General features: G+C 32.8%; 12 protein-coding genes. 10 read left to right on the forward strand and 2 right to left on the reverse strand.

The annotated features are described in order from the left end of the window. The first annotated feature begins 1 nt into the window (after position 1). From HMPREF2953_RS06720 to HMPREF2953_RS06745, 6 genes are all read left to right on the forward strand, one after another. Complete coding sequence (locus HMPREF2953_RS06720) at positions 2-1108, forward strand: carbamoyl phosphate synthase small subunit (protein WP_070672481.1); 1107 nt, start codon at positions 2-4, stop codon at positions 1106-1108. Continuing rightward, a complete protein-coding gene (carB, locus tag HMPREF2953_RS06725; protein WP_070672483.1) occupies positions 1101-4274 on the forward strand; it encodes a carbamoyl-phosphate synthase large subunit in 3174 nt (1057 codons plus the stop codon). Before HMPREF2953_RS06720 ends, carB begins: the two co-directional genes overlap by 8 nt. A gap of 100 nt (positions 4275-4374) precedes the next feature. Continuing rightward, a complete protein-coding gene (pyrF, locus tag HMPREF2953_RS06730) occupies positions 4375-5067 on the forward strand; it encodes an orotidine-5'-phosphate decarboxylase (protein ID WP_070672488.1) in 693 nt (230 codons plus the stop codon). A gap of 1 nt (position 5068) precedes the next feature. After that, on the forward strand, positions 5069-5677 hold the full coding sequence (gene pyrE / locus HMPREF2953_RS06735; RefSeq protein ID WP_070672493.1) for an orotate phosphoribosyltransferase: 609 nt from the start codon (positions 5069-5071) through the stop codon (positions 5675-5677). A 14-nt stretch (positions 5678-5691) separates the two neighbouring features. Beyond that, entirely contained in the window at positions 5692-5916 is a 225-nt protein-coding gene (locus HMPREF2953_RS06740) for a hypothetical protein (protein WP_239665837.1), read from the forward strand. A 319-nt stretch (positions 5917-6235) separates the two neighbouring features. Continuing rightward, complete coding sequence (locus HMPREF2953_RS06745; RefSeq protein WP_049336550.1) at positions 6236-6640, forward strand: VOC family protein; 405 nt, start codon at positions 6236-6238, stop codon at positions 6638-6640. Between the two features lie 61 nt (positions 6641-6701). On the opposite strand, the gene HMPREF2953_RS06750 is transcribed toward HMPREF2953_RS06745, so the two are convergent. Continuing rightward, a complete protein-coding gene (locus HMPREF2953_RS06750) occupies positions 6702-8405 on the reverse strand; it encodes an Rqc2 family fibronectin-binding protein (RefSeq protein WP_049431824.1) in 1704 nt (567 codons plus the stop codon). 158 nt (positions 8406-8563) lie between these two features. Here HMPREF2953_RS06750 and gmk point away from each other — a divergent pair, with 158 nt between their 5' ends. The 4 genes from gmk to priA all read left to right on the forward strand — a co-directional run bounded on the left by gmk (position 8564) and on the right by priA (position 13273). After that, positions 8564-9187: a guanylate kinase gene (gmk, locus tag HMPREF2953_RS06755; protein WP_002448723.1), complete on the forward strand. Its 624-nt coding sequence runs from the start codon at positions 8564-8566 to the stop codon at positions 9185-9187. Continuing rightward, positions 9187-9399, forward strand: coding sequence for a DNA-directed RNA polymerase subunit omega (gene rpoZ, locus HMPREF2953_RS06760; protein ID WP_002448867.1), 213 nt, complete (start codon positions 9187-9189; stop codon positions 9397-9399). The genes gmk and rpoZ overlap by 1 nt, the downstream gene beginning before the upstream one ends. Before the next feature lie 257 nt (positions 9400-9656). Beyond that, complete coding sequence (gene coaBC, locus HMPREF2953_RS06765) at positions 9657-10865, forward strand: bifunctional phosphopantothenoylcysteine decarboxylase/phosphopantothenate--cysteine ligase CoaBC (RefSeq protein ID WP_070672496.1); 1209 nt, start codon at positions 9657-9659, stop codon at positions 10863-10865. Beyond that, positions 10865-13273, forward strand: coding sequence for a primosomal protein N' (gene priA / locus HMPREF2953_RS06770; protein ID WP_070672498.1), 2409 nt, complete (start codon positions 10865-10867; stop codon positions 13271-13273). Before coaBC ends, priA begins: the two co-directional genes overlap by 1 nt. A gap of 23 nt (positions 13274-13296) precedes the next feature. Here priA and HMPREF2953_RS06775 read toward each other — a convergent pair whose 3' ends face one another. Further along, the gene (locus HMPREF2953_RS06775; RefSeq protein WP_070672503.1) at positions 13297-13536 is read right to left on the reverse strand and encodes a TM2 domain-containing protein; all 240 of its coding nucleotides are present in this window, start codon (positions 13534-13536) and stop codon (positions 13297-13299) included. Between the last annotated feature and the right edge of the window lie 158 nt (positions 13537-13694).

Here is a 13694-nt window from a genome sequence, read left to right on the forward strand (position 1 = left end):
AATGTTTGAACGTAGATATCTCGTATTTGAAGATGGTTCATATTATGAAGGATATAAATTAGGGTCAGATCAATTATCAATCGGTGAAATTGTATTTAATACAGCGATGACTGGATATCAAGAAACGATTTCTGATCCATCATATACTGGTCAAATTGTTACATTTACTTATCCTTTAATTGGAAATTATGGTATTAATAGAGACGATTTTGAATCACTTACACCTACATTAAATGGGGTAGTGGTTAAGGAAGCAAGTACGCATCCAAGTAATTTTAGAAAACAAAAAACATTACATGAAGTGCTTGTTCAATATCATATTCCTGGTATTTCAGGGGTAGATACGCGTAGTATTACTAGAAAAATTAGAAAATATGGTGTATTAAAAGCAGGATTTACCGACAATAAAGAGGAAATTGAATCACTTGCAGCTAACTTAAAAACTGCAGAGTTACCTCGTGATGAGGTGACTAATGTGTCAACAAAAACACCGTATGTATCAACAGGTTCAGATTTAAGCGTCGTGTTATTAGACTTTGGTAAAAAGCAAAATATTGTTAGAGAGCTTAATTCAAGAGGATGTAATGTTACTGTAGTACCTTATGATACTTCAGCAGAGGAAATATTAGCAATGTCACCAGATGGTGTCATGCTTTCAAATGGACCTGGAGATCCAGAAGAAGTTGATGTTGCTTTAGATATGATTAAAGGTGTTTTAGGAAATATACCATTCTTTGGTATTTGTCTTGGTCATCAGTTATTTGCATTATCTCAAGGCGCCAAAGCATTTAAGATGAAGTTCGGACATCGTGGCGCGAATCATCCTGTAAAAGATTTACGCACAGGTAAAGTAGATATCACAAGTCAAAATCACGGTTATGCTATTGATAAAGATTCTTTAAAAAATACAGATTTAGAAGTGACACATATTGCTTTAAATGATGGTACGGTTGAAGGATTAAGACATAAAACATTACCAGCCTTTTCAGTGCAATATCATCCAGAGGCAAGACCAGGCCCAAGTGACTCAAATTACTTATTTGATGAGTTCTTAGATATGATGAGAGATTTTAAAGATAATAAAAAGGAGAGTAAAACGAATGCCTAAACGTGACGATATTAAAACGATTTTAGTAATTGGTTCAGGTCCTATTATTATTGGACAAGCTGCAGAATTTGACTATGCTGGAACACAAGCGTGTCTTGCTTTAAAAGAAGAAGGATACCGTGTTATTTTAGTGAACTCAAATCCTGCAACCATTATGACTGATAAAGAAATTGCAGATAAAGTATATATTGAACCTTTAACTCATGACTTTATTGCACGTATCATTCGTAAAGAACAACCTGATGCATTATTACCTACATTAGGTGGACAAACAGGTTTGAATATGGCAATACAATTACATGATAGCGGTGTATTAAAAGCAAATAATGTAGAGTTATTAGGTACAAAACTAGAATCTATACAACAAGCAGAAGATAGAGAATTATTCCGATCATTGATGAATGATTTAGATGTTCCAGTACCTGAAAGTGATATAGTAAATACTGTAGAACAAGCATTTGCATTCAAAGAACAAGTGGGATATCCATTAATTGTACGCCCTGCCTTTACAATGGGAGGTACTGGTGGTGGTATCTGTCATAATGATGAAGAATTAAAAGAAGTTGTAAGTAATGGATTACATTATAGTCCAGCGACTCAATGTTTAATTGAAAAATCAATAGCAGGATATAAAGAAATTGAATATGAAGTTATGCGTGATAAAAATGACAATGCCATTGTAGTATGTAATATGGAAAATATTGACCCAGTAGGTATCCATACTGGAGATTCAGTGGTTGTAGCTCCTAGTCAGACACTATCAGATGTTGAATACCAAATGTTACGTGATGTATCGCTTAAAGTGATTCGTGCTTTAGGTATTGAAGGTGGTTGTAATGTACAACTGGCTTTAGATCCATATTCATTAAATTATTACATTATTGAAGTTAATCCACGTGTGTCTCGTTCATCTGCACTAGCATCAAAAGCAACAGGCTATCCAATTGCTAAATTGGCGGCTAAAATTGCGGTTGGTTTAACATTAGATGAGATGCTAAATCCTATAACTGGAACATCTTATGCTGCTTTTGAACCAACACTTGATTATGTCATTTCAAAAATTCCACGTTTCCCATTTGATAAATTCGAAAAAGGGGAACGTGAATTAGGAACGCAAATGAAGGCTACTGGTGAAGTGATGGCTATTGGTCGTACATATGAAGAATCATTATTAAAAGCGATTCGTTCATTAGAATATGGTGTCCATCATCTTGGTTTACCAAATGGTGAAAGTTATGACTTAGATTACATTAAAGAACGTATCAGTCATCAAGATGATGAGCGTTTATTCTTTATTGGTGAAGCGATTCGACGTGGCACATCATTACAAGAAATTCATGAAATGACTAAAATTGATTATTTCTTCTTAAATAAATTCCTTAATATTATTCATATTGAACATGAACTTAAAGCGCATCCAGGAGATTTAGAATATCTTAAATATGCAAAAGATTATGGTTTCAGTGATAAAGTGATTGCTCATCGCTTTGATATGACAGACGAAGAAGTATATCAATTACGTCAAGATAATGATATTAAACCTGTGTATAAAATGGTAGACACGTGTGCAGCAGAATTTGAATCATCTACACCATATTATTACGGAACATATGAAACAGAAAATGAATCTGTAGTTACAGATAAAGAGAAAATTTTAGTATTAGGTTCTGGACCAATACGTATCGGACAAGGTGTAGAGTTTGATTATGCGACAGTACATGCAGTTTGGGCAATTCAAAATGCCGGATATGAAGCGATTATTGTTAATAATAATCCAGAGACAGTATCAACAGACTTTTCAATTTCAGATAAATTATATTTTGAACCGCTAACTGAAGAAGATGTAATGAATATCATTAATTTAGAGCAACCTAAAGGTGTAGTAGTTCAATTTGGTGGTCAAACAGCAATCAATTTAGCTGATAAATTAGCTAAACATGGTGTGAAAATCTTAGGAACATCACTAGAAGATTTAAATCGTGCAGAAGATAGAAAAGAATTTGAAGCGCTTTTAAGAAAAATTGATGTTCCACAACCTAAAGGTAAAACAGCCACTTCTCCTAAAGAGGCATTAGAAAATGCACGTGAAATTGGTTATCCAGTAGTTGTACGACCTTCTTATGTATTAGGTGGCCGTGCCATGGAGATTGTAAATAGTGATGCAGAATTAGAAAATTATATGGAACAAGCTGTTAAAGCAAGTCCAGAACATCCAGTATTAGTGGATAGATATTTAACAGGTAAAGAAATAGAAGTCGATGCAATTTCTGATGGTGAAACAGTTATTATTCCTGGTATTATGGAGCATATTGAACGTGCAGGTGTTCATAGCGGTGATTCAATTGCAGTGTATCCACCACAAACATTGAGTGATGAAGAAATAAAAACACTCGAAGATTATACAATTAAATTAGCTAAAGGATTAAACATTGTGGGCCTCATCAATATTCAATTCGTTATTGCACATGATGGTGTGTATGTATTAGAAGTTAACCCACGTGCAAGTCGTACAGTGCCTTTCTTAAGTAAAATTACTGATATTCAAATGGCACAACTTGCCATGCAAGCGATAATGGGCACAAAGCTTAAAGATTTAGGCTATCAACAAGGTATTCAACCATATTCAGAGGGTGTGTTTGTTAAAGCACCGGTATTTAGTTTTAATAAATTAAAAAATGTTGACATTACACTTGGACCTGAAATGAAATCTACCGGTGAAGTGATGGGTAAAGATTTAACGCTTGAAAAAGCTTTATATAAAGGTTTAACAGGTAGTGGGGTAGAAGTAAAAGATCATGGTACAGTATTAATAACAGTAAGTGATAAAGATAAAGAAGAAATCGTTGATATTGCTCACCGTTTAAATGAAGTAGGTTATAAAATCTTAGCTACACAAGGTACTGCACAAAAATTAGAAGCGCACAATATCCCTGTTGAAGTTGTGGGTAAAATCGGTGGAGAAGATGATTTATTAACACGTATTCAAAATGGGGATGTACAAATTGTTATTAACACAATGACAAAAGGTAAAGAAGTTGAAAGAGATGGCTTCCAAATTCGACGTACTACTGTAGAAAACGGAGTGCCATGTTTAACTTCATTAGATACTGCAAGTGCATTAACAAATGTCATTGAAAGTATGACATTTTCAATGAGAAATATGTAATGCCATAATTATAAGCGACTTATGTGTTAACTTGCTTTATGTTTAAGCACAAGTCGCTTCTTTTTAAAATAAAAGTGAGTTATTTAAAGGAGTTTAATGAATGAGAGATTTACCAATTATAGCTTTAGATTTTGATTCTGAGAATCATGTTCTTGATTTTTTAGATCAATTTGATGAACCACTTTTTGTAAAAGTAGGAATGGAATTATATTACCAAACTGGACTAGCTTTAATTAAGAAAATAAAAGAACGTGGACATGATATATTTTTAGACCTTAAGTTACACGATATTCCTAATACAGTTCAAAAAGCAATGGAGGGTTTAGGTAAGTTAAATGTTGATTTAGTTAACGTGCATGCTGCTGGTGGAACTGAAATGATGAAACATGCTGTAAAAGGGTTACGTAAATATAATGAAACTACTAAAATAATAGCAGTGACTCAATTAACATCAACGACTGAAGAAATGCTTCATCAAGAACAAAATATCCAAACGTCTATTGAAGAAGCAGTGTTGAATTATGCAAAATTAGCGCAAGAGTCAGGATTAGATGGCGTAGTATGTTCGCCATTAGAAGCTAAATTACTGACAAAGTCCCTGGGTTCTGAATTTTTAAAAGTGACGCCTGGTATCAGACCTAAAGGTGCAGCGGTGAATGATCAAAAACGTATTACAACTCCAGAAGACGCAAAACAATTAGGTTCAACTCACATTGTAGTGGGTCGTCCAATAACTCAAAGTGAGCATCCACAAGAGAGTTATACAAAAATAAAGGAAAGTTGGTTAGGTTAATATGTCAAAACACATAGCAAAATCATTATTAGATATTGAAGCAGTAAGTTTATCACCCAATGACTTATTCACATGGAGTTCAGGCATAAAATCACCTATCTATTGTGATAATCGTATTACATTAGGTTACCCTAAAGTACGTCAAGACATTCGTGATGGATTAAGTGAACTTATTACAGAACATTTTGGTAATGTAGAGGTTATTTCAGGAACAGCAACTGCTGGTATTCCACATGCTGCCTATATTTCTGAAAAACTAAACTTACCAATGAACTATGTACGATCTAAAAGTAAAAGTCATGGTAAACAAAATCAAATTGAAGGCGCACAAAGTAAAAATAAAAAAGTCGTTGTCGTTGAAGATTTAATTTCAACGGGTGGATCATCAATTACTGCAGTGGAAGCTTTAAGAGAAGCAGGGGCTGAAGTCGTAGGTGTAGTTGCAATCTTTACTTATGGTCTAGCTAAAGCAGACGACATGTTCAAACAAGCGAATCTGCCATTCTATACGCTAAGTAATTATAATGAACTTATTGAAGTAGCTAAAGAAGAAGGCAAAATTTCAGAAAATGATATTCAAACATTAGTGGATTGGCGCGATAATCTCTAATTATCGCTTAAAGGATGATAAAGTTGTCTAAAGACAAAGATAATAATGCATTTTATAATCATTTAAAACATGTGAATCAATTTTTATACAGTGAAAAAGAATTTAAACAAACAGCACATGTATTAACTATTAAAGAAAGTATTAAACATATGCATCACGCACAAATGGAATCTTTTGAGCATACAAGTGACTTCTTTAAAAAAGCCAAAGCACGTTTACGTCAAAAAGATAAAATCTAAATATAGAAAAAAGATACATATAAATAATGAATCAACATGTTTATATGTATCTTTTTATATCAATCTATAATTAACTTAACGTATAAAAATTTTAATTAACACCCATCCGATTAATAAAACGATGACCATTGCTAATAGTGGTAGAATATAATGCATCATATTAAATGCCTCCTATTATACTTTTATTTAATTTTAACTGTTTATGGAAAGTTTTCAAAATTAAAGCTACGTTTAATTCAAAGTTCTTAATAGCTAACTTTTTATTATTTTTAAAAATAGTTTAAAATAGACATTAATTATAAATTATAGGAGGATTACAATGGAAATACCTAAAGTAACACCATTTTTAATGTTTAATAATCAGGCTGAAGAAGCAGTTAATTTATATACGAGCTTATTTAAAAACAGTGAGATTTTAACAATGGTAAAATACGGAGAAGACGGCCCTGGAGAACCTGGGACAGTTCAACATTCTATTTTCACATTAAATGGCCAAGTCTTCATGGCGATAGATGCCGATAATGGTGAAGAATTACCAATGAATCCTTCCATCTCTTTATATATCACTGTTGAAGATGCCATGGAAATGGAACATTTATTTAATGGTCTAAAAAAAGAAGGCGCTATACTTATGCCTAAAACTTCTATGCCACCATTTCGTGAGTTTGCATGGGTGCAAGATAAATTTGGAGTAAGTTTCCAACTTGCATTACCAGAAAAATAGACACTATGATATATAAAATCCGTAGATGACTTGAAAAAAGCATCTACGGATTTTTATTTTTTTAATTTTTATCCTGCTTCATACGCTGGATTTGGTCATAATCAGGTGTTGCATATAACGTTTTTTGATTATCATATGTGACAAATCCTGGTTTAGCGCCAGAAGGTTTATGGACATTTTTAATTTCTGTATAGTCTACCGGTATCTGACCAGAATTTCCAGCTTTAGAGAAATATCCCGCAAGCATTGCTGCCTCTTTTATCGTAGTCTCACTCGGTGCATCATTTAAAATGACCACATGCGAACCTGGAATATCTTTAGTATGGAACCATAGATGTGATTTTTGAGCTTTACGATTTGTTAAATAATCATTTTGCTTATTATTTTTACCTACTAAAATCGTGGTACCATCTGAAGATATATATGTTTGTAAATGGATTTTATCTTGTTTTTTCTTTTTAGTATTTTTACGTTGTTTCATAAATCCTTGTTCTGCTAATTCATCACGAATGTCATCAATTTCATCAACTGTAATATGTTCTAATTGCTGTTCAATATTGGCAAAATAGTCAATATTTTCACGTGTAAGAGCAATTTGAAGATCGAGTTCTCTTTCTCGTGTCTTCATTCGGTTATATTGCTTATAGTAGTATTGAGCATTCACAGATGGTGACTTAGTAGGGTCTAATGGAATCGTTACTTCTTCATTAGTATAATAATTTAGAACGTTTATAGACGCGTCACCTTGTTGAATACGATAAATATTAGCAGTAATGAGTTCACCGTATAATTGTTGTGTATCTTTATCTTTAGCACTTTCGTATTCCTCTACAAGTTTACTTAACTTGTGTTGATATTTTTGTAATTGTTGTTGTACGAAGCGTACTAAATCATTCGCACGTTGTTTTACACGCTCTCGCTCACCTCTAGCATCATAATAACGATCTAATAAATCATGTAACGAATCATAGATAACAATATCATCCGAGAATTGTTTTAATTTCATAAAATAGAAATCTTCTTTACCTGTTTCATGATTTTTATGAAATACTGGTACGGGTACTTTTAATGTTTGGTCAATGACTTCTTCAAAAGCTTGAGGAAGCGTATCTTGATTCATAAATGGGTAACGATTTGTAATTTCATTTGTAATTAGAGGACTAAAGCCTTCAAACGCATTGAGTAATTGTTTAGCAATTTTTCCGGCATTAAAGTCAACGAATTTGAGCACCTCATCACTTGAAATATCATATGGATTTCGTTTGTTTTGAGTAGGAGGAGCTTCATATTTGAAACCAGGCATCACTGTACGATACTGATTTGTATTTGGCGTCAAGTGTTTAAAGCCTTCTATAATTTTATATTGATCATCTACTAGTATTAAATTACTATGTTTACCCATAATTTCCAATATCACTGTTCGATATATCGTATCGCCAATTTCATCTTTACTTTCAATGTCAATTTCTACTCTACGATCATTACCTATTTGTCGTATTGATTTAACAATACCTCCCTCTAAATGCTTACGAAAGACACGTGCAAACATTGGTGGGTCAAAGGGATTGTCGTATTTTTTATTGGTGAGATGCATTCTTGAAAAGTTGGGATGAATGGATAATAATAGATGATGGTTTTTACGATTTTGACGAATAATCATAATGATTGTGTCATTTTCAGGTTGATTAATTTTGTGAATTCTACCTGTTACTAAAAATTGTAGTGATTCTATTATCTTTTTTGTGAATAAGCCATCATAAGCCATAATTTTTTCCACCTTCACTTTTGTCATTCATTATATTGTAACATGGTAACAATAGAGCGTCATGAGTTAAGTTTATCCTAGTACACTCTATACAATGTAAACAACAATGTGATATCATATTTAAATAATAGAAGAATAGCTTAGAGAGGTCGTAAGGCATGGATAATGAAAAAGGATTACTAATTGTTCTTTCAGGTCCTTCAGGAGTAGGTAAAGGAACTGTTCGTAAAGAGATATTTGACGATCCAACTACATCATATAAATACTCAATCTCGATGACTACGCGTCAAATGCGAGAAGGAGAAGTTAACGGTGTAGATTACTTTTTTAAAACGAAAGAAGAATTTGAAGCATTAATTCAAGAAGATCAATTTATTGAATATGCCGAATATGTAGGAAATTACTATGGGACACCCGTACAATATGTTAAAGATACAATGGCTGAAGGTCATGATGTATTTTTAGAAATTGAAGTTGAAGGTGCGAAACAAGTAAGAAAAAAATTTCCTGACGCATTATTTATCTTTCTTGCACCGCCAAGCTTAGATCATTTGAAAGAACGTCTTATTGGTCGCGGTACAGAAACAGATGAAAAGATTCAAAGCAGAGTAAATGAAGCACGTAAAGAAGTAGAAATGATGAATCTTTACGATTATGTCGTTGTTAATGATGAAGTTCATTTAGCTAAAGAAAGAATTCAATCAATTGTAGAAGCCGAGCACTTAAAAAGAGAACGCGTTGAAGCGATATATAGAAAAATGTTATTGGAGGCAAAAAAATAATGTTAAACCCACCGTTAAATCAATTACAATCACAAATTAATTCAAAATATTTAATTGCAACAACAGCTGCTAAACGTGCACGTGAATTAGACGAAAAGCCTGAAACTGCATTACTAAATGGTTATCATTCAGCAAAACCTGTAGGTGAAGCACTAGAAGAAATCGCAAGCGGAAAAATTTCACCTGTTGTACCTGAAGAATTTCAAGCATAAATAAAATTATTTCGTTATCAGTTAAGATGTTGTTCTGAAATATAAGTTATCATGTGTTTCAGACTTTTAAACATTTTTGCAATCTCTGATTCAATTGAAAATATACTTATATAAGCGTTTTTAGAATCAGTTAATCTTGCGGGAGTAGAACAGTGAATTAAAAATCTGTTCTACTCCCGTGTTTTTAGTTTTTCATCTTAGTTGTGTATAATAAATTTAAAAGTGAAGACTATAAATATAACTAAAGGAGTCGAATCATGAAGAACATTCTATTAGTTGTTACAGGAGGCATTGCTGCTTATAAAGCAATTGATTTAACTAGTAAACTTACTCAAGCGAATTATGATGTAAGAGTAATGCTTACGAATCATGCACAAGAATTTGTTACACCTTTAGCCTTTCAAGCCATTAGTAGAAACCCTGTATATACCAATACATTTATTGAAGAAAATCCTGAAGAAATTCAACATGTAGCATTAGGTGATTGGGCAGACTGCATCGTTGTTGCACCTGCTACTGCTAATACTATTGCCAAATTAAGTGTAGGCATTGCTGATGATATCGTCACATCAACGCTACTTGCTACAGAAACCCCTAAATTTATTGCTCCAGCTATGAATGTTCATATGTATGAAAATAAACGTACGCAACATAATATTTCTGTATTAAAAGACGATGGATATCGTTTCATTGAACCTGGAGATGGTTTTTTAGCATGTGGGTACATTGCAAAGGGACGTATGGAGGAACCTCTTCAAATTGTCAAAATAATCAATGATTATTTTAAAAATAAGAATAAACTATCACATAGATCTCATACTTCTTTTGAAGGAAAACATGCTTTAGTTACTGCAGGCCCTACAATTGAAGTGATTGATCCAGTAAGGTTTGTATCTAATCGTTCCTCTGGAAAAATGGGGTATGCAATTGCAGAAGCTTTAGCTAAAAGAGGTGCAAAGGTGACGCTTGTGGCAGGACCAACGCAACTTGATAATCCAGAGAATGTAGAAGTCATTCATGTAGAAAGTGCAGAAGAAATGTTTAATGCAGTTATAAGTCGATATGAAGAACAAGATATTGTTGTTAAAGCAGCAGCCGTCTCAGATTATACGCCGGCCGATGTATTGAATCATAAAATGAAAAAACAAGATGGCAATCTTTCTGTCACTTTTAAACGAACAAAAGACATTTTGAAATATTTAGGTGAACATAAAACGCACCAATACTTGGTCGGATTTGCAGCTGAAACCCAAAATATTAATGCTTATGCACAAGATAAATTAAAACGTAAAAATGCTGATATCATTATTTCGAATAATGTAGGAGATCAAACCATTGGATTTCAATCTGATGATAATGAACTCACTATGCACTTTAAAGATGGACAACGTATTAATATAAAAAAAGGAAAGAAAGTGCAACTTGCACAACAAATTTTAGATGAATTGGAAACTAGGTGGCAATAATGATTGCGAAGGTCATTGTAGATATTCCTTCTAAGAGTGTTGATTTTAAATTCGATTATCTCGTACCTGACCATTTAAAAGATTTTATAAAAGTGGGTGTAAGAGTTGTTGTACCGTTTGGTCCACGCACAATTCAAGGATATGTTATGGATATACAACAACAACTAAGTGAAGATGTCAATATAGATAAATTGAAAGCAATTAAAGAAATTCGAGATATTCGACCAGAATTAACACCTGAACTTATCCAATTAAGTGAATGGTTGAGTCATTATCATATTTCAAAACGTATTTCTGTGTTAGAGGCAATGCTTCCAAGTGCGATTAAAGCAAAATATACTAAAGTATTTAAAATAGTCCGTCACAATGATATTGAAGATGATATATTAAAATACTTTGATAACAACGGATATTATAAGTATAAAGATGCGCAAAAAAATAATCATTTAAATATATTAAATCGTTTACTTGAACAACATTTAATAGAAGAAGAAACAATATTATCTCAACATACAAAAAGAAAAACACAGCGTGCAGTACGAGTTGTTGAAGGATACAATCCAGATGATATATTAGCTTTACTAGAAAAGAAATTAAAACAATATGATGTGTATGCTTATCTTTTAGAAGAACATCATAGAAATGTATTTTTAAAAGAACTTGAAGATATGGGATTTTCTAAATCAAGTATAGATGGTCTCGTTAAAAAAGGTTTCCTTGAAAAATATGATGCAGAAATTGAACGAGATCCTTTTGCGAATCGTATCTTTGAAAAAGAAGAAAAACGAACGTTAACCCCTGCTCAAAATGATGCATTTCAACAAATTAAAGAAAAAATAGATCACAATGCACAACGTACATTTTTATTACACGGCGTCACTGGTTCAGGAAAAACTGAAGTTTACTTGCAAGCCATTGAAGAAGTATTAAAAAAAGATAAACAAGCCATGATGCTTGTTCCAGAAATTGCGTTGACACCACAAATGGTTTTACGCTTTAAGCGACGTTTTGGTGATGATGTAGCTGTCTTACATTCAGGTTTGTCAAATGGTGAACGATATGATGAATGGCAAAAAATTAGAGATGGCAGAGCACGTGTAAGTGTAGGTGCTAGATCAAGTATCTTTGCACCATTTAAAAACTTAGGCATTATTATTATTGATGAAGAACATGAATCAACATATAAACAAGAAGATTATCCACGTTATCATGCTAGAGACATAGCAGAATGGAGAAGTCAATTTCATCAATGCCCATTAATATTAGGAAGTGCGACACCAAGTCTTGAATCTTATGCACGGGCAGAAAAAAATGTATATCAATTACTTACTTTACCTGAAAGAGTGAATCAACAAGCTTTACCTTCAATAGATATCATTGATATGAGAGCAGAACTAAGTTCAGGTAATCGTTCCATGTTCTCTGAAGAATTAAGACAAGCGATTCAAGATAGACTGAATAAAAATGAACAAATCGTTTTATTTTTAAATCGACGGGGTTATGCTTCGTTTATGTTATGTCGAGATTGTGGATATGTCCCACAATGTCCACATTGCGATATTTCGTTAACTTATCATAAGACGACAGACCAACTAAAATGCCACTATTGCGGCTATCAAGACTTGCCTCCTAACCTGTGTCCTAATTGTGAAAGCCCACATATCAGACAGGTTGGAACAGGTACACAAAGGGTAGAAGAAATTTTACAACAAGAATTTGAAGAGGCACGTATTATTCGTATGGATGTAGATACGACGTCAAGAAAAGGTGCACATGAAAAGCTATTGACTGATTTTGAAAATGGAAAAGGCGATATTTTATTAGGCACACAAATGATTGCAAAAGGTTTAGATTATCCAAATATAACATTAGTTGGTGTGCTTAATGCCGACACAATGTTAAATTTGCCCGACTTTAGAGCGAGTGAACGAACGTATCAGTTACTTACACAAGTTTCAGGTCGTGCTGGTCGTCATGAAAAACCCGGTAAAGTGATTATTCAAACATATAATCCAACTCATTATGCAATAGAAGATGTTCAAAAAAATGATTATTTAACGTTTTATCATAAAGAAATGCAATTTAGAAAATTAGGTAAATATCCACCTTATTATTATTTAATTAATTTTACTATTGCGCATAAAAATATGAAAAAAGTAATGGAAGCTGCTAAACATGTACATCAAATTTTACTTCAACATCTTTCAGAAAGAGCACTCGTACTTGGACCTTCTCCAGCGGCAATTGCTAGAATTAATAACGAACATCGTTTTCAAATATTGGTTAAATACAAGCGTGAGCCAGAATTAATTCATGCATTACAGTACTTAGATGATTATTATCATGAAGCATATATTAAAGATAAATTATCGTTAAAGATTGATATCAATCCTCAAATATTAATGTAAAAAAAGAGTTGCACCGTTTGCGTTTAGTTGCGTGGTGTAACTCTTTTTGTATTTACAGGTTGCATTGTTACGTTTCCATTTTCATCTGCTGGTCTTAGTAATGTCAGAATCGCACTGATGATTGTAATAATATGAGGAATTCCTGTCCAACAAAATAATAAATGAAGAAGACCAGACATCATTTTACCAGCATAAAATTTGTGTACGCCAAAGCCACCTAAAAAGACAGCTAGGATAATGTAAATCACTTTATTGACTTCCATTCTTTATACCTCTTTAGTCTATTTAATATATTAATGTCTTCATGATTATTTTAGATATGAAAAAAATTAAAAGTAATTAAAGTTATCTAAGAAGAGTGAAGGTAAGACTAAGGTCGCATTTTAATTTGAATTACGTTATAATAATATGATGAATTTTT

It is taken from the genome of Staphylococcus sp. HMSC072E01, from assembly GCF_001814125.1.
GTDB classification, from domain to species: Bacteria; Bacillota; Bacilli; order Staphylococcales; family Staphylococcaceae; genus Staphylococcus; species Staphylococcus hominis.